The 16,154-nt window shown below is 44.4% G+C and carries 18 protein-coding genes and 1 other annotated feature; of the genes, 3 read left to right on the top strand and 15 right to left on the bottom strand.

All coding sequences use genetic code 11. The features are described from left to right. Positions 1–187: 187 nt before the first annotated feature. Positions 188–568 carry a hypothetical protein gene (locus tag GKZ87_09250; protein ID QSI25648.1) on the top strand — a complete coding sequence of 127 codons (381 nt, stop codon included), beginning with the start codon at positions 188–190 and terminating at the stop codon, positions 566–568. Between the two features lie 249 nt (positions 569–817). Here the strand turns inward: GKZ87_09250 and GKZ87_09245 are convergent, their stop codons facing one another. From GKZ87_09245 to GKZ87_09220, 6 genes are all read right to left on the bottom strand, one after another. After that, the gene (locus tag GKZ87_09245) at positions 818–2,146 is read right to left on the bottom strand and encodes a sensor histidine kinase (protein ID QSI25647.1); all 1,329 of its coding nucleotides are present in this window, start codon (positions 2,144–2,146) and stop codon (positions 818–820) included. A gap of 160 nt (positions 2,147–2,306) precedes the next feature. Continuing rightward, complete coding sequence (locus GKZ87_09240) at positions 2,307–3,875, bottom strand: diguanylate cyclase (GenBank protein ID QSI25646.1); 1,569 nt, start codon at positions 3,873–3,875, stop codon at positions 2,307–2,309. A 219-nt stretch (positions 3,876–4,094) separates the two neighbouring features. Further along, positions 4,095–4,511, bottom strand: coding sequence for a hypothetical protein (locus GKZ87_09235; GenBank protein ID QSI25645.1), 417 nt, complete (start codon positions 4,509–4,511; stop codon positions 4,095–4,097). After that, positions 4,498–5,460, bottom strand: a complete 963-nt coding sequence (locus GKZ87_09230) for an exonuclease (protein QSI25644.1) — start codon at positions 5,458–5,460, stop codon at positions 4,498–4,500. Before GKZ87_09230 ends, GKZ87_09235 begins: the two co-directional genes overlap by 14 nt. A gap of 47 nt (positions 5,461–5,507) precedes the next feature. Next, positions 5,508–6,740 carry a methyltransferase domain-containing protein gene (locus tag GKZ87_09225; GenBank protein ID QSI25643.1) on the bottom strand — a complete coding sequence of 411 codons (1,233 nt, stop codon included), beginning with the start codon at positions 6,738–6,740 and terminating at the stop codon, positions 5,508–5,510. 221 nt (positions 6,741–6,961) lie between these two features. Next, positions 6,962–7,804, bottom strand: coding sequence for a metallophosphoesterase (locus GKZ87_09220; GenBank protein ID QSI25642.1), 843 nt, complete (start codon positions 7,802–7,804; stop codon positions 6,962–6,964). Between the two features lie 49 nt (positions 7,805–7,853). Here GKZ87_09220 and GKZ87_09215 point away from each other — a divergent pair, with 49 nt between their 5' ends. Further along, positions 7,854–8,756, top strand: a complete 903-nt coding sequence (locus GKZ87_09215; protein ID QSI25641.1) for a ribokinase — start codon at positions 7,854–7,856, stop codon at positions 8,754–8,756. Here GKZ87_09215 and GKZ87_09210 read toward each other — a convergent pair. From GKZ87_09210 to GKZ87_09180, 7 genes are all read right to left on the bottom strand, one after another. Beyond that, positions 8,742–9,293, bottom strand: a complete 552-nt coding sequence (locus GKZ87_09210) for a carbonic anhydrase (GenBank protein ID QSI25640.1) — start codon at positions 9,291–9,293, stop codon at positions 8,742–8,744. The genes GKZ87_09215 and GKZ87_09210 overlap by 15 nt on opposite strands. Positions 9,294–9,323: 30 nt before the next feature. After that, positions 9,324–10,064: a cell surface protein gene (locus GKZ87_09205; GenBank protein QSI25639.1), complete on the bottom strand. Its 741-nt coding sequence runs from the start codon at positions 10,062–10,064 to the stop codon at positions 9,324–9,326. A gap of 148 nt (positions 10,065–10,212) precedes the next feature. Then, on the bottom strand, positions 10,213–10,608 hold the full coding sequence (locus GKZ87_09200; GenBank protein QSI25638.1) for a hypothetical protein: 396 nt from the start codon (positions 10,606–10,608) through the stop codon (positions 10,213–10,215). 56 nt (positions 10,609–10,664) lie between these two features. Further along, positions 10,665–10,901 carry a hypothetical protein gene (locus GKZ87_09195; GenBank protein QSI25637.1) on the bottom strand — a complete coding sequence of 79 codons (237 nt, stop codon included), beginning with the start codon at positions 10,899–10,901 and terminating at the stop codon, positions 10,665–10,667. A 259-nt stretch (positions 10,902–11,160) separates the two neighbouring features. Continuing rightward, on the bottom strand, positions 11,161–11,940 hold the full coding sequence (locus tag GKZ87_09190) for a transporter substrate-binding domain-containing protein (protein QSI25636.1): 780 nt from the start codon (positions 11,938–11,940) through the stop codon (positions 11,161–11,163). A 24-nt stretch (positions 11,941–11,964) separates the two neighbouring features. After that, entirely contained in the window at positions 11,965–12,690 is a 726-nt protein-coding gene (locus GKZ87_09185; GenBank protein QSI25635.1) for an ATP-binding cassette domain-containing protein, read from the bottom strand. Further along, complete coding sequence (locus tag GKZ87_09180) at positions 12,683–13,336, bottom strand: ABC transporter permease subunit (protein QSI25634.1); 654 nt, start codon at positions 13,334–13,336, stop codon at positions 12,683–12,685. Before GKZ87_09180 ends, GKZ87_09185 begins: the two co-directional genes overlap by 8 nt. Positions 13,337–13,379: 43 nt before the next feature. Next, positions 13,380–13,603: a binding site (T-box leader), on the bottom strand. Positions 13,604–13,792: 189 nt separating this feature from the next. Here GKZ87_09180 and GKZ87_09175 point away from each other — a divergent pair. Continuing rightward, the gene (locus GKZ87_09175; protein QSI25633.1) at positions 13,793–14,299 is read left to right on the top strand and encodes a peptidoglycan-binding protein; all 507 of its coding nucleotides are present in this window, start codon (positions 13,793–13,795) and stop codon (positions 14,297–14,299) included. Positions 14,300–14,459: 160 nt separating this feature from the next. Here GKZ87_09175 and GKZ87_09170 read toward each other — a convergent pair whose 3' ends face one another. Both GKZ87_09170 and GKZ87_09165 read right to left on the bottom strand, forming a co-directional pair. After that, positions 14,460–15,077 (bottom strand): hypothetical protein, encoded by a 618-nt coding sequence (locus GKZ87_09170; GenBank protein QSI25632.1) that lies wholly within the window; start codon positions 15,075–15,077, stop codon positions 14,460–14,462. A gap of 218 nt (positions 15,078–15,295) precedes the next feature. Continuing rightward, positions 15,296–16,144: a PRD domain-containing protein gene (locus GKZ87_09165; protein QSI25631.1), complete on the bottom strand. Its 849-nt coding sequence runs from the start codon at positions 16,142–16,144 to the stop codon at positions 15,296–15,298. Between the last annotated feature and the right edge of the window lie 10 nt (positions 16,145–16,154).

Genomic DNA, 16,154 nt, shown 5'->3' with positions numbered 1-16,154 from the left:
AGAATTAGCAATGCTGAAAGTTCGCTCAGTTCTCATATAAGCTGTATGCTTATCCCTCATTGGAAACCGAGCGCTTTTATAGAAAAGGTTCTGAATTTATTTCCTTTTTTAATAAGGTTGGCTTGTATGAAAAAGGAATGACACAGAATTTGAACAATGGTATACTGGAAACAGAGAGGTGTGTATTATGGCATTCTGGTTATTTATGCTCATTATGAATCTTTTGATTCCTGCGACGATGATTATGTTTGGTTATATATTTCAGAAGCATCCGCCAAAGGATATAAACGGAATTTACGGCTATCGCACAGCACTTTCAATGAAAAATGAGGATACCTGGAAAACAGCGCATCTGGTATGCGGCAAGGTCTGGTTCTCCTGGGGATTTATCAATACGGGAATCGCCCTGATTGGAATGTCTTTTCTATATGGAAAAGATGATACCGCCTGCGGAATTTATGGCGGCCTTCTCTGCATGATTGAGTGTGTGATCCTGTTACTGGCTCTGCTTCCGGTAGAGCGGACAATGCATAAAATGTTTCATAAAGACGGCACACGCAAAATCTGATTGCCAAATATCAAGGATGAGGGAGCCTCGTGCTGGTTATCCTGTATATGCAAAAAAAGCCTTTCTATAACAGAAATGCTTTTTTTAGCAGAAAAGCCATCATACAGCCCGTTTAAACCTTTCTTGTTTAATATCAAAATGATTAAAACGTATTTGTACAGTAAGCGGCTTTATTGCGTTGTATTAGCTCCTGCAGCCGTTTTGGTTATGCTTGAGGCTGTAAACAGCAATATGTGCAGGCTGCCTTATTTACACGAAACTTTCCTGCTGTGTTTCCTCAGGCATACAGCAGTCCCTAGAAAGATACAGCGTAACAGCTGTCCCCTTACCGGGCTTGCTCTGGATTTCCATTCTGCCTTTGCACAGCAGCCGGCAGCGTTCCTCTACGTTTCGGATGCCGATATGCTCCTTTCCTATAGTGTTCAATCTAGCAGTATCAAAGCCAGCGCCATCATCACACACCTGAATCATAATTTCAGTGCTCAGCCTTCGTACACGAAGAAGCACAGTACCTCCGCTTTCCTTTTTCAGAATTCCGTGACATACCGCATTTTCTACAAGCGGCTGTAACAGCAGGGAGGGAATCAGAAACGCATCCGTTTCGATATCATAAACGACTGTAATCAAATGCTCAAACCGCAGCTTTTGCAAGGAAAGATACAACTCAATATGACGTTTCTCCTGTGAAAATGGAATCTTTTCCTCATGGACGAGTGCATTGACATTTTCACGCAAATAGCTTGCCATAACATGAATGCCAAGCTGGGCTTTTTTTGGATCAGCTTCACAAAACTGGGAAATGGCAGTCAGCGAATTGCATAGGAAATGCGGCTGGATAACGGCCAGCATATTATGAAGCTGGCTGTTTAAAAGCGCCAGCTCCTTCTCCTGCATCCTATTTGCTATTTGTGCCTGAATATTCAAATACACAATCAGAGTGGAAACCGTGGTTGCGATATACAGCAGTGCTATTCCATACAAATAAATCTGAATCGCCATAGCGATAATGGGCAAGACAATTTGCATGGAAAGAGAGAAAAATTCGATTTTTGTCATATACTTTCGATAGCATAAAAGAAACCATCCGTTTGCCAGCATGCACAAAATCGCCAGCACCTGGGATAGCCAGAAAAAATCCCCCCGGTGATACCAGTTGTCTGCATCTATAAAATAATACATTCCATTGAATAAAGAAACTATTACAAGCAAAACAGCAGCAGTGACAAGAAGGAAGATCATGCTCAATAGCCGACTGGATATCGTTGCTTTCTTTTTCAGATAGGTATACAGGTAGCAGGAGTACAGAAGCATCAGTACATAGCCAAGTGTAAACACAAAAAAATTAGCCAGTGGGACAATGACACGGGAGCAGCTATCCAGTTGTCCCTTAAAGCCCCATGCGGCTGCATCGCTCAACAGCAAAAAACAGTTGCAGACCAGAATGGCAAGGAACAGCGTGTGACAGCGATCCTTTTCCGTATTTCGGATAATCAGTAGGCTGCAGGCAATCACAAGGGAAAGCAATGCTCCGAAAAGCTCCAGTGATAAGTTGATCAACCGAATCATCTGCATATGCATACCTCCTTACAGGCTTCAGCTATATATCCCTTACGCAGTGGATGCCGGTTATATCCATAGCATTTGATACTACCTATTCTTATATAAGAAGTATAATAAGAAGCAATATGATAAAATCTTAAAGCATATGTTTCCACAGGCTGTTATATCTTTTTGCATACTAGCGACGTACACGCAATTCCTTGCTTTTATATAAGGCAGTGTCAGCTTCTTTTAAAAGCTGTGTGAAATCCCCGCCCTTATCGTGTGTTATAGCATACCCGCAGGATAGAGATAAAACAGAGCCGGTATGTGATGCGGCGTGCGGTATTTTTTTATCAAGAACACGGGCTTTGACCAGCTGCAGGATTCTCTTTACTTCATCCTCACACTGATTTAGAAAAATGATAGAAAATTCATCACCGCCATAACGGTAAGCCCGAATATGACCGCTTTTTTCTATACTTCGCAAAACATTACCCACCTCAATGAGTGCCTGATCCCCCATCTGATGACCGTACATATCATTATATTCCTTAAAATAATCGATATCGAGCATGGCGATGGCAACTATATCCGCCTGCATAAGTATGGGATTTGTCATTGCATTGTTAAAGCAGCGGCGGTTTGAAATCTGTGTAAGATCATCCTGGCTCATCAGTTTTTCCAGCAGCTGATTTTCCTTTTCCAAATCCACCTGTACAGCCTTGCTGCGGTACAGCTCCATTTTTGCTGATAACCCGGCACTATAATCATCCGTTTCCATATCTTCAATCGCCAAAATGATTTTATAAAAATCCCGGTAAGCCTTCCGCTGTTCTTCCTTACTGCAAAATTTTTCATTATATTTGACAATCAGCTTTTGCAGCTCTTTCTTTGATTTCAGATCATCATCCTTATTGATATCAGCCAATATTTCCAGACAGCTTTGCGCATAGCTGCATTCATCCCTATCAAGAAACAAATCACAGATATTCGTTATAATCTGATGCACGAGCAGGCGGTTCTCCACCCTTTTCTGTAAGTCCAGCATACCATCTGCCAGACGGTAACACGATGTGTCCTTTTTCAAATAGCCTACCAGAAATTTACAATATTCATATAACAGCTCCATGCCCTCCACAAATTCCTTTTGGTCTATGGATTGGAAACAGGCAAGATAGCGCTGTACATCCTTCAGCCTTTGCAGCTTGAATGAACAATTACATAAATTTGTTAAGGATACGGCTTTGGAATATGCCGTATTCTTTTTCCCTGCACGAAGCAGGTCATAGCTCCTCTGATAATAGTTAATTGCTTCAATGTAATTATGCTTTAAATCAAAGCAGGTCGCTATATTGTTATAGGCTGTTGCCATCAAAATAACATCATCGAGCTTGACAGCGGTATCAAGACATTTCAAATAATAATCCAGGGCTGTTATTTCATCATAAATAGAATTACAGAGCATGCCATAGAAATTATAAATTCGTACGAGAAGCTCATCATAATGCATGGCCTCACTCAGTAATTTTGCATGGGAAAGATAAGCGATGCATTCCTTGTTATGTCTAATAGCAAGATAATAATCAGCTAAAAAGGTATATGAAAATGCAAGTGCAGAATGATCATTTTTCAGCTTTGCTTTTTCTGTGAGTGTAAAGCATAATTCCTGTTCCTTCTCCAGATTTATCATACGTACGCGCAGGATTTCATCCTGAAGCTGCTGTACGCTCCACGCATTGTATTTGTAATCCGCCATACCTTGCACCTCTGCTTATTTATTATCTATATTATTACACTGACGCTGTTATCTGACAAGCTATTTATCTGCAATTTTACATATACGCATATAGTTTAAAAAACGGCTTTTCCTTCACCGTTTACGCATTCCACGATTTTTGAACACTTCCTATCTATACCTGCATATGTATTTACAAAAGTTTGATACAAATAAATACAAATAGCAGATAGCTTCTCCATAAGGCAGCTAAGAGGCCTGTTCCATATGCTGCTGCAGTAGCATGCCGGTCATTCGTTCACTTACCGTAAGAAATTGCTCCAGCCGTCGCTGTACACTGCGATCCCTCACGAGCAGAAGATGCAGAATTTCCTGCCGCTGCAGCGCATCCTGAAAATCAAAAAGAATCTGGCAGGCGCCGTGATAGCCCTTTAACGCCGCTGCATCATACAGCTTTGTACGGCAGGCCACTGCCATAAACATCAGAGAAGCATCGAGACAATGCTGCATGCTTTCACATACATCATTTAACAATTTCTTTGCCCTGGGACTTCTCAGATATGGATTGCGCTGAAATACAGACAAGGCATCCATCTGCTGCAGACATCCCTTCAGCTCCAGCACATAAAGCCGCAGCAGCTGTGCCTGCTTTTCAGCTGTTTCCATGCTGCAGCATCCTTTTCAGTATATTTTCGACAATTGTAGCATTGCGGTATTGCAGAAGATATTTCTTCTCCAGTGTCGTATCTCTGCTTTGAAAGCGCAGCGTAACACTGGGAATCTCATGCTCAATATCAATCCTCATATGAATCCGGATATGTGCACGCAGCTGTTCCCTGCCATCAATGGTAAGTGTATCCTTTTGAATTGTAATGTGAAAATTACGGTCACGTTCTTCCCATAAGCGCAGCTGCTCAACAATCTCAGGAAACAGAAGCACCTCGCATTGCAGAAAAGGATATGAGGAAAAGCGCTCCTTCATTATGCGAAACAGCTTTTCCCGCTGTTTTCTTGCGACCTCCTGCTGCTTGGCAAGCTTACGCTCCACAATCCCGCAAACAGCCTCTGTATCCGGCTTTCGCTTCATGGACGCCTGATGAATCAGCATCAGATCTCGTGCATCCGTCAGTGCATTATGCTCCACCGTTCCCTCAATGAGATACGCCGTTTTTAAATCATCCAGAGAGAGCGTAGACGAAACAATGACCTGCTGATAGATCACCTGTGCGGATATCTGCTTTTGTAAATCAATCATATTCTGAAACAGAGTCGGATCACAATGATACCGTTCACATTCCTGCAGCAGTGTTCTTCGATCATCCGGTCCAAAGCTATATACCTTAAAATCATCCCCATGAAATGGCTGCAGCCATTTCATAAATGCAGCCAATACCGCAGGAAAGCTCTCAGCCGCGCGGATATCACGATCGCGTAAATGTGTCATTTTCCGTACAACGCTTGTTAAACGGTGAAAATTCTGCGGACAGACCAGAGAATAAAAGGTTTCCTCATGCTCCTCCCATTTTAAAACAGCTCCCAGAGATACGACCATCTGACAATGCCTTCCATTTATTTTCACTGCATCAAATTCCGTATCCATATATATATGCACCATATTTCAATACCTCGTTCGTTTCTAGTATGAACAGCCTGTGCCAGATGCTATGCAATCTGGAAAATATAAAATTTCAGATAAGCGGTCTCCGGAACATTCCACAAAATAGGATGATCACAGCACTGCTGTCTGGCCTCCACCTGGCGCAGCTCCACCCCTGCTACAGCTGCTGATTCATGCAGCATGCTCTTAAACAAGCCCTCATTCATAAAATGTGAGCATGAGCAGGTTGCCAGATAACCGCCTCTTGGCAGCAGCTTCATAGCTGCCGTATTGATTTGACGATAGCCCTTAACCGCATGGGATATGGTTTCTCTGGATTTGGTAAAAGCCGGGGGATCCAAAATAATCATATCGTAGATACGCGGCTGCTTTTTCAGCTCCTTTAACAGCTCAAATACATCGGCGGTTTCAAAGGACATGCGCTCTTCTAAATGATTCCGTTTCGCATGCTCCTGTGCCATGTCAATAGCCGTCTGTGAAATATCCACGGCATGCACATGTTTGGCGCCTCCCCTTGCGGCATTCAGCGCAAAGCTGCCTGTATGGGTAAAGCAATCCAGGACATGCTTTCCCTTTGCGATGCGTGCGATTGCTGCCCGGTTATATTTCTGATCCAGAAAAAAGCCTGTTTTCTGACCATTTTCCACATCTACATCATAACGGATACCGTTTTCCAAAATCGAAGTCACACAGCTGTTGGGATGCTCTGGCAAGGTGGAATGCGTATACCATCCCTTATATTCCGCAAGTCCCTCCAACTTTCGAATCGCCACATCGTTTCGTTCATAAATGCCTCGTATATCTACGCCGTAATCCTCCTTCAGTATGCCTACCAGCATCGGCAACAGCAAATCCTTACGCTGCTCAATGCCATAGGAGAGAATCTGTACGACGAGCAGATCATGAAAGCGGTCGACGGTCAAGCCTGGAAAATGATCCGCTTCTCCAAATATCAGCCGGCAGGAATCAAAATCCTCCTCCATGACTGTTGCACGATAGCTGATTGCATGCTGCAGACGACGGTAAAAGAAATCCGCATCAAAATTGTCATTGGCATTGCGGGAAATCAGACGGATGCGGATACGGGATGAAGCATTGTAAAATCCGCTTCCCTGATAACTGCCCTTTTCTGAAAACACATCCACAATGTCTCCGTTTTGTATATCACGCTCCTGAGCCAAAACTTCCCCTTCATATACCCAAGGATGTCCGCTCTGCAGTTTTTTTGTTCCTTTTTTGGTTATGGTAACCTGTTTCCATTCACGTATTGTTTTCATATGTATATCTTCCATTTCCTATGATTCCACTATCTCTGCACAAATGCGCATTCCTCGCAAATTCATATGGACATATTATAGCAAACGCATGATGAATACGCAAACAAAGAACGCCATGCACAGCCTGTACATGACGCACGAGAAAGGATAACGGCACACAGTACACAATCCATATGATGTCCATGCCATCCCTGCAGGAACGCCACAGGCTGCACTGCACCTTACTCATTTTGCAAAGTTACGACAATCAGCTGAGGATGGTTATTGATACGCTGCGGGGCACGGCTGTTTCCCAGACCGCGGGATACGATCATGGTACAGCCCTGCTGCTCATAGGCACCGTCGGTATAGGAGGGCAGGATTCCCTGATCCGGCGCATACAATCCTCCAAGCCCGGGCACCACGATCTGGCCGCCATGCGCATGTCCGCAGAAGGCAAGACTTACCTGCTCCTGTGCATAGGCCGCAAAATATTCCGGACGATGGGACAGAAGGATGGAAAACGGGGTTTCCACACTCTGCATGAGATTATGCAGATTCTGCAGGAAGCGCTCCGACTCATAGGGATAAAATTTTTTATCCTTCAGCCCGACAAGCGAAATCGTCTGTGCATTGCGTGACAGCTCCAGCTTACTGTTTTCCAACACCTGCACTCCCTGATCCAGCAAAAGCTGTTTCAAATAGGGATATACGCTGGATACGGCTTCATGATTTCCCGGCACATAATAGACAGGCGCAAGCTTCACTGCCTGTTCAATCAGCTGCTGCACTGGCTTCAGATGCTCCTTGGTCGTGCGGCAGCGGTCAATCAGATCACCTGTAATAACGATTCCATCCGCCGCACTCATACGAAGCTGCCGTATCAGCTTTTTCTGACGAAAGCCAAACCGTGCGGCATGCAAATCGGATATATGCAGGATACGGTAGCCTGCAAAGGAAGCAGGCAGCAGGGCATTGCGTACTGTCACATGACATACATCCAGACAGTGGTTTTCATAATGGGAAAGCCACGCAGCCCCCAGCGCTGCTCCTGCTGCGGCTGTTGCACATCGTTTTTTATTCATATCATTCCCTCCTTGCCTGATTTACGGTATAATACGTATGGTGATAAATATGACAAAGCAGATAGCCTTCATCGGCTCCAGTGTTGCCGATGTAATTATAAAGCTCCCCCATCTTCCAAAACATCAGGAGGATATCAATATCGGGACACAGACGCTTTCACTGGGCGGGTGTGCCTTTAATGCGGCCTGGATGTGCCGCCTGCTCCATACCGAACCGCTTTTGTTTTCTCCAATCGGAACCGGTATTTACGGAGACTTTGTCCGCAAACAGTATAAAAAGCACGGCATCACGATTCTGCTGGAAGCAGAAGAAGAAAACGGCTGCTGTTACTGTCTGGTAGAGCCAAACGGAGAACGCACCTTCCTCAGCTATCATGGTGCGGAATACCGGTTCCAAAAGGAATGGTTTTCCCTGCTGGATTCCTATGATATCACGACCGTTTATGTATGCGGTCTGGAGCTGGAGGAGCCCAGTGGCATCCATATTCTAAACTACCTGTGTACCCATAAAGGCCTGCGCATATATTTCGCACCAGGCCCGCGCTTTGCGAAGCTTTTAACCACACATATAGACACGCTTTTTTCCCTGCACTGTATTTTGCATTTAAACGAGGAGGAAGCCTGCACCTTCACCGGGTGTCAAACTGCTGCACAGGCAGCGAAGGCTTTGTACGACCGCACGCAGAACACCGTTATCATCACACTCGGAGCAAACGGCTGTCTTTGGTACGACGGGGCACACTGCACACACATTCCATCACAACGCGCTGCGGTCGTATGCGATACGATAGGTGCAGGCGATGCCCATATCGGCAGCATCATCGCTTTGCGCAATCTGGGCTATTCCTGGCCGGATACATTGCAGCTCGCCAACCGCATTGCTTCCCATATCGTTACCCTTCCTGGAGCACTCATGACACAAGAGGAGCTTGCTTCCCTATCCCTCTTCTGAAACGCTGCTTAGCTTTCCAGTCGTGGAATCCATCATAAATCCATAAATACGGACATCCTCTGGTATCAGCGGATGTTTTTTCAACAGCTCTACACTTTTTTGTACGCTGACGACGCCATCATCGAAGCCCTCCAGCCAGCGTTCAAAATCAATTCCGCAATAACGCAGAGAGGCAATGGCACTCTCTGGAATACCGCGCTTACGCATATCCTGCAGCAGTGCCTCACTATCCATGTGCTGAACACCGCAATCTGTATGTCCAATGACCAGAATTTCCTCAACACCCAGCTCATAAACAGCAATCAAAAGACTTCGCACCACGCTGCCAAAAGGGTGTGTGATAACTCCACCGGCATTCTTAATAATCTTAGCATCGCCGTTGCGGATTCCCAGCGCTGCCGGCAGCAGTTCAATCAGCCGGGTATCCATACATGTCACGATTGCCATACGGCGGTCGGGATATTTGCTTGTCTGGTATGGCTCATAACGCTTATTCTCAACAAATTCCGTATTGTATTTCAGAAGTTCTTCAATCATATAGCTTCTCCTTTTTTTCATGTGGAGAAATTATACCATGAAATCGTCGAGGAATTGTGTGAGACTGTGTTTTCTAAAAAACCAGACAAGCCAGGAGAACAAGGACAGTACTGCAGCAATAAAAAGGATGGCAAAGGTATAGCTCTCCTGCTGCTTTACGACCGGTTCCAGATGCAGGGTCAGCACATAGTCACGATTATAGTTATAAGGAGTGATGGCAAAGGTGACATCCTCTCGCAGGCGGTATCTCGTTTCATCCTCATCCAAATGCAGCCGGTACGCTCCAATGGACAAATCTTTTAATTCCACCGTTTTCTTATCGCTTTTTATATTGCGCAGCTTTTTTTCCTGTGCATCCAGCAGCTGCATGGTTACATTTGGTATCACTTCATCGTTTTCTGTACGAATGCGCAGCTTCACTGTCCCCCGCATTCGTTTATTCACCACCTTCCAGCTTTGCTTTTCCTTTTGTGTTCCATCGTATACAAAGCTGATCCGCTTCTTAGTTTTCTGATAGCCGTAGTCAGCCTCTGTCTGAATCAGCTGGTATTCTCCATATGCAAGATCGTGCAATATAATATTTCCCGCTTTATCACTGATGAGCTCCTGCTTCAGCTCCCCATAGCTGTATAGCTGAAACTGTGCGCCCTGTAAAGGTCTGCCAGTATCATCCTGTACCTGGACAACGCCCTGCACGGCTTCTTCCTTCCCCTGCAGAGGCACCAGGAAAGCCGACATACATAACCCACATAGGATACATTCTCGGATCATCCGCTTCACCTCACTCTATCCTATGTGTGTATGCATTCCTTTAGCCCGTATTTCCTTCGACAAAAACTGCAAGGTATACAAAAAAAGCAGCACGATTTCTCATGCCGCCCTTATAATGCTTATGCAGGAAACGATATTGTCATTTCTGTCAATCGGTTTGTACTGCGCTTTTATCCAGCATTGCTTGCAGTAATGCCAGCACCTCTCGATTTGTTTTTTCTCTTGCTTCAACGATCTCATAAATCGCCCTAGTGCGCAGCTCACAAGTATGCTCATCCAGATCCTGCGGTATTTTCTCAATGGCAGAAAATGCTTCCTGCAGATGCTCCTTCTGATGTAAAATCTGATCGATACGATTCAATACTTCTTCCTTCTGTATAGTCTCCATCATCCAGTCCTCCAATTTTTCCGGCAGTGGCCGCAGACAGATTTTGGATGCTGTCAAAAACTGCGCCCTGCCTTTTTTTACCAGTCCTCTTGCACGGCGTTCATAAGTGTTATGCATGAAAACACCGCATGCATCAACGACCTCTATTCTTTTCATAGTTATTTTCCTTTGTACCTTCGTCTTTTTGTGATGGGTGTCTCCCCCTGTACAGCTTAACCATACGGCAAATGCTTTGATAATGCAAGCTTTTTCTTCCCTGGATGTCTAGAAATGCTTCCTGAGCAGGGCTTCTGCTTGAAAATCACTGCAAAAAGCACATTGCGGATGAGGAAAGCAGCCTCGCATATGATCTTTGCAAGCGATAGCTTCACCTGTTTTACATCTGCATTTTTTGCATAGACAATGCATTCAAAAATACGTTTATCCTGTATACGAATGAATTTTTCCATACGAAAATAATTCAGGGCACTTACACTGTATAACAGAAATATGACAACAGCTGTCATACGATATCACAAACCCGAAAATTTAGCTTATCGTGAAAAAAAACGCAGAGCATTCCTTGCGTTTCTCACACAGGAATGGAGATATGCTGTATTTATAAAATGAAAAAGAAGGAAGCTTTGTAGAGCGTTCCTTCCTTGTTCATCCTGTCTGCTTGTACCGTAAGGGAGGAAATTGCCTTCCTTACGCATACGGTTTTGGTCATTATTTAAAATATTTCTTTACCAGCTCATCCATCTTTCCATTATCCTTCATGGTCTGAATAGCTGTATTGAATTCGTCCTTCAGCTTGTTATCTTTTTGAAAAATCATAGCATTTCCAGCCAGCTCAGCTCCTGCTTCAAATTTATAAAAGGTTAAATCGCTGTTGTCGGCAGCCAGCTCCTCAGCAACTGCTTTTTCAACTACCATGGCATCAATAACACCCTTTTTCATTTCCAGAACCATATCGGAATATGCTTTTCTCTTATCCAGCTTCAGCTTATATTCATCCTGTAAGGAATTCAGAATAGACTCCTGAATCGTACCCATCTGCGTACCGATTTTCTTTCCCTTGATATCTTCTGTTTTTTTCATGCCGCTGTCCTTCATCGTCAGCACGTAGTTCTGTGCATCCTCACCTGCGTAGTATACCTCAGAGAAATCCACCTGCTCTGCACGTTCCTCCGTATAGGTGATTCCCGCAATACCGATATCTGCCTTGCCCTGCTTAACAGAAGGAACGATACCGTCAAAATCAACATCCTCCCATTTTACTGTATAGCCGGCCAGTTTAGCCGCCTCATTCATCACATCAATATCAAAACCGTACAGATTTCCCTTTTCATCCACCATTTCGTATGGCTTGTAGCCGGAATTCGTATACACCGTCAGTTCCTTTTTCTCGGTATTGCCGCCTTCCTTGTTTCCATCATCCTTGCTGCCGCAGCCCGCAAGTCCTGCCATCATAACGACAGCCATCATCCCAGTAATAAGCTTTTTCATTTTCTATTTCCTCTCTTTCCTTTACTATATCATTTTTGACAGAAATTCCTTCGCACGCGCCGTTTTCGGCTCCTCGAAGAAGTCTGCTGCCTTACTGCATTCTTCAATGTTGCCCTTATCCATATAGATTACATAATCTGCCACCTTCTTGGCAAAGTTCATCTCATGCGTAACAACAATCATGGTAATACCCGTATGATTCAAATCCTGCAAAACCTTCAGCACCTCTCCGGTCATTTCCGGATCCAGCGCACTGGTCGGTTCATCGAACAGGAGAACATCCGGCTCCATCGCCAATGCCCTTGCAATGGCACAGCGCTGCTTTTCTCCACCGGAGAGCTGATGCGGATATGCATCGATACGATGCCCCAGCCCCACCTTTTCCAACAGCTGTATCCCTTTTTGCCTTGCTTCCTCTACCGGCATTTTTTTTACCTTACGAAGGGCATAGGTCACATTATCAATCGCCTTCATGTGATCAAACAGGTTGAAGTTCTGAAACACCATTCCGATTTTCTCACGTACGCTGGCTAAATCCGTTTTCGGATCATTGATCTTTGTATCATTATAATAGATATCACCACTAGTCGGCACCTCCAGCATATTCAGACAACGAATCAGCGTAGACTTCCCACCGCCGCTGCTTCCGATAATGGCATAGGTCTTTCCATCCTCAAAGGTGAAATTGACATCGAACAGAACCTTTACACTGTCACCATAATTTTTATATAAATGCTCAATCCTAATCATATTTCAGCTTCCTTTCTATCATTTTACCAATCAGAGATAAAATCTTATTCATAATATAGTAAACAAGGAACACAATCAGCAGCGGTTCAAAATCCGCATAGGTCTGATTCTTGACCGCATAGAACCAGTACATCATATCATGCAGTCCCAATACGGAAACGATGGATGTTTCCTTTGTCAGCGTGATAAATTCATTGATCACCGCCGGCAGCACATTGCGAAACGCCTGGGGAATGATGATGTCCTTTGCGATGTCTGTTCCCGAAACACCAAGTGCCTTAGCTGCCTCAATCTGCCCCTTGTCAATACCATCGATACCCGCACGCATAATTTCAGACATATACGCTCCGGAGTTCAAGGAGAACACCAGGATTGCCGCCACCCAGTTGTTGATATTTAAGCCGATCAGACCAGGAATACCGAAATAGATCACAAACATCTGTACATAGACCGGCGTTCCACGAAACAGATCGATATATGCCGCAACGATGGCATTGAACACCTTGTTCATCCTTCTCAGAAATACGGTTGCCAGTCCAATCAGCGTTCCAAAGAATGCTGATGCCAGAGACAAATATAGAATGACCGGCACACCGCTTAGAAGCAGCTGCCAGAACCTTTGAATAATCGTTATATTAAAACTCATAAAATCTCCTTCCTCTCTATAAAAATAAAATCGTCCTTCAAAAATAAAGGACGATTGCTCGCGGTACCACCTTACTTCCGCTCGTTATATATAAACGAACGACGCTTTCCCTGTAACGTCAGGTCATACGGAACTGCCTCATGCATATCTGCGTTCGACAATTCAACTCCCAGACACGTTCCATTTCTCATCACTCTCCTGCTTTCACCGTTATGCAGGCTCTCTTTGCAGTGCTTGAAATGTACTACTTCTGTTCTCAGTTGTTGTTAATATAGTATTATTATACACGGAAGCGAACAGATTGCAACACTTTTCTGTAAATTTCCTGAAAAATATTTCAAACACTTGTTTCAAAGTATTTTCAACAGAAATATGATGAAAGATATGTTTGCTGGGCGAGTATATAGGGCCTTTTCCCGAATCCCCATATACTGTAGGGAAAGGAGATGTAATAACATGATTTCAAAAGCGGCATTAAAACCGGGAAATATCGGAATTGGCGTAAATAAACAACAGGCATATTTGAATATGATGCAGGAAAAGGGATTTATCACAACCAGAAACCTGCAGGATGGTGTATACGGAACAAGAACAGAACAGGCTGTTCGGGAATGGCAGAAATATGCAAATCTTCCAATTGATGGTGAAATCGGCAATGATACTTGGGATTCCATCGTGAATAAGCTGCGTGATTTGCAGATTACCACCAATATTCCTGTCGCAAGCAATACCTTTTATCTCAGCTCCGGAGCACAGGGCATTTCCGTATTTAAAATGCAGGAATATCTAAATGAGATCGCTGCATCCAACAAATGTCTGCGTCCGATCCCGGTGGATGGCATGTATGGCTCAAGAACGACAACGATGGTACAGCAGTTCCAGTATTTATATGACCTCAATATCGACGGTGTGATCGGAAAGGCTACCTGGGATGCTATCGTAAATGAACGAAACAAGCTGTAAATAAAAAAAAACGGAAGGGATATCTGATTCCTTCCATTTTCTACATAGTTCCTTCTAACTGATACAGGGATGTTTTCTATCCGCGCATTTCCATGCACCGATTCCAGTAAAAAAAACGCATACAGATAATTCCTCTATATACGTATGATCAATATGTTGATCAGGAAAAGCGGATGGGACGGTCAAATTCCAGAACAGTCTCCTCAACATATTTCTCTATGGCATTCAGCTGATTTTTCTGAAAGATATCCGGCATTCTGCGCTTCTGCAGCAGATACGTCAGCATTCCCAGCATCAAAGCCTCCAGAGCCGCAATCACGATATAGATTTTAAGAACAAGCACCAGAACCAGAAAAACGATCAGAAACAGAACACCTACAATCAGCAGCAGACGGCGGTTAATGCCCCTGTAGGTATCCTCCAGAAAATCCGTATACCGCTCAATGAAGGAATCCATGTCAGCATCACAGGAGAAACCCTGTATATCGAGGAAGCGTGGACGTTTTTTTCTGGGATTTTGTATACATTCCCGTATAGAACGCATGCGCATAGCACAATAGCGCGCCGCATTCTTATTCTCCTGCTCCTCATAGCTGATTCCCTTCATATACATGAGCTTCATATAGGCAGCATCATCCAGGTCTTCCTTGTGCAGCCGGATCAGCCTGTTCAGCCGTGTCTGCAGTTCAACACCCTGATGCTGAGACAGAATAAGAAAATCCTGCCATACTGCCTCCAGCTCCTCATCAAAGAGCGTTCCGCTCATTATTTCATCCATAGTTTGTACTCCTTTTATATCGCTGTCGTGGCAGGAAACCGCTTCTCTGCCATGGTTAGCGCTTTTCACAGGCTGGCAGATCAGATGGCAGCTTCATAACAGCCTCCTGCACAATCCCCTGCCTTGCGCATAGTTTATACACGTATGCTATAAACCTTTTCCCTATTATATCATATCTGCCATAAATTGCTGCAGGAAATATCCAGTCCTGGCGAAGTTTATGCGGATGCCTTATCTTCCTGCAGCTCGCTGGTACGTACCCGTTCGATATGCAGAGCAAGATATCCGATTTCTGTTTCCGGAACATCCTTTTGATAAACCTTTCGCAGCTCCTCACAGATTTTCTGTGCGGTGTGATACGCATATGGAAACTGTTTGGATACATAATCACCGACATCGATCTGCAGCTCTTCATTCCCCTGCAGACGCAGCATCAGAAATTTCATATGATTCATGAGACGTGTATAGGACATGGAATTGGTATTGATCGTGATGTTGTAATCCCGCTCCACCTCCTCAATGCTGTCACGTATTATGACCGCGGTCTGCATAGCCTCTGAGACCTTATCCTCACCTCTGGCAGAATGGACATGCAGTGTGATATAGCCAACCTCTCCTTCATTAATGGTATAGCCGCACATTTCCTCAATGATCGCCTTCCCCTGTAAAGCAACCTCATATTCCTCTTTATAAAGCAATGCGATTTCACTGGCAAAGGGATTGGATATATCCATATCCGCCTTCATACGCTCGATGGAAAAAGCAATGTGATCCGCAAGCGGCAGCAATATATTCTTATCCACCTCATGAAACCGTATTTGCGCCAGCTTTAAAATTTTCCCGGCAACCTCAATAAACAACGGATTTACGCCCTGAATGATTTCCATTGCATCCCCATGATCATTGGTTTCCGTAAAGCGATACACCTCCACGCCTGCTCCACATGCTATAGAATCGCCGTTCTTTTTTCCAAACCCGATGCCTTTGCCAAGAAAAATCATGGAGGTGCCGGTCTCATCCTGCACCAGCACACTGTTATTGTTTAATGCCTTCATAACCGTATACATGAAAAACCCC

It is taken from the genome of Erysipelotrichaceae bacterium 66202529 (assembly GCA_017161075.1).
Classification (GTDB): Bacteria; Bacillota_I; Bacilli_A; order Erysipelotrichales; family Erysipelotrichaceae; genus Clostridium_AQ.
Note: the sequence above shows the minus strand (reverse complement) of the source record. Positions and strands in the feature narration are given on the sequence as shown.

Bases quoted from the DNA above. Each gene is read 5' to 3' on its own strand.
- GKZ87_09165 (QSI25631.1), bottom strand. From the start codon at position 16,144: ATGTATACGGTTATGAAGGCATTAAACAATAACAGTGTGCTGGTGCAG.
- GKZ87_09195 (QSI25637.1), bottom strand. From the start codon at position 10,901: ATGGAAAAATTCATTCGTATACAGGATAAACGTATTTTTGAATGCATT.
- GKZ87_09250 (QSI25648.1), top strand. From the start codon at position 188: ATGGCATTCTGGTTATTTATGCTCATTATGAATCTTTTGATTCCTGCG.
- GKZ87_09220 (QSI25642.1), bottom strand. From the start codon at position 7,804: ATGAATAAAAAACGATGTGCAACAGCCGCAGCAGGAGCAGCGCTGGGG.
- GKZ87_09210 (QSI25640.1), bottom strand. From the start codon at position 9,293: ATGATTGAAGAACTTCTGAAATACAATACGGAATTTGTTGAGAATAAG.
- GKZ87_09180 (QSI25634.1), bottom strand. From the start codon at position 13,336: ATGAGTTTTAATATAACGATTATTCAAAGGTTCTGGCAGCTGCTTCTA.
- GKZ87_09170 (QSI25632.1), bottom strand. From the start codon at position 15,077: ATGGATGAAATAATGAGCGGAACGCTCTTTGATGAGGAGCTGGAGGCA.
- GKZ87_09185 (QSI25635.1), bottom strand. From the start codon at position 12,690: ATGATTAGGATTGAGCATTTATATAAAAATTATGGTGACAGTGTAAAG.
- GKZ87_09245 (QSI25647.1), bottom strand. From the start codon at position 2,146: ATGCATATGCAGATGATTCGGTTGATCAACTTATCACTGGAGCTTTTC.
- GKZ87_09190 (QSI25636.1), bottom strand. From the start codon at position 11,940: ATGAAAAAGCTTATTACTGGGATGATGGCTGTCGTTATGATGGCAGGA.
- GKZ87_09205 (QSI25639.1), bottom strand. From the start codon at position 10,064: ATGATCCGAGAATGTATCCTATGTGGGTTATGTATGTCGGCTTTCCTG.
- GKZ87_09215 (QSI25641.1), top strand. From the start codon at position 7,854: ATGACAAAGCAGATAGCCTTCATCGGCTCCAGTGTTGCCGATGTAATT.
- GKZ87_09235 (QSI25645.1), bottom strand. From the start codon at position 4,511: ATGGAAACAGCTGAAAAGCAGGCACAGCTGCTGCGGCTTTATGTGCTG.
- GKZ87_09200 (QSI25638.1), bottom strand. From the start codon at position 10,608: ATGAAAAGAATAGAGGTCGTTGATGCATGCGGTGTTTTCATGCATAAC.
- GKZ87_09175 (QSI25633.1), top strand. From the start codon at position 13,793: ATGATTTCAAAAGCGGCATTAAAACCGGGAAATATCGGAATTGGCGTA.
- GKZ87_09230 (QSI25644.1), bottom strand. From the start codon at position 5,460: ATGGTGCATATATATATGGATACGGAATTTGATGCAGTGAAAATAAAT.
- GKZ87_09225 (QSI25643.1), bottom strand. From the start codon at position 6,740: ATGAAAACAATACGTGAATGGAAACAGGTTACCATAACCAAAAAAGGA.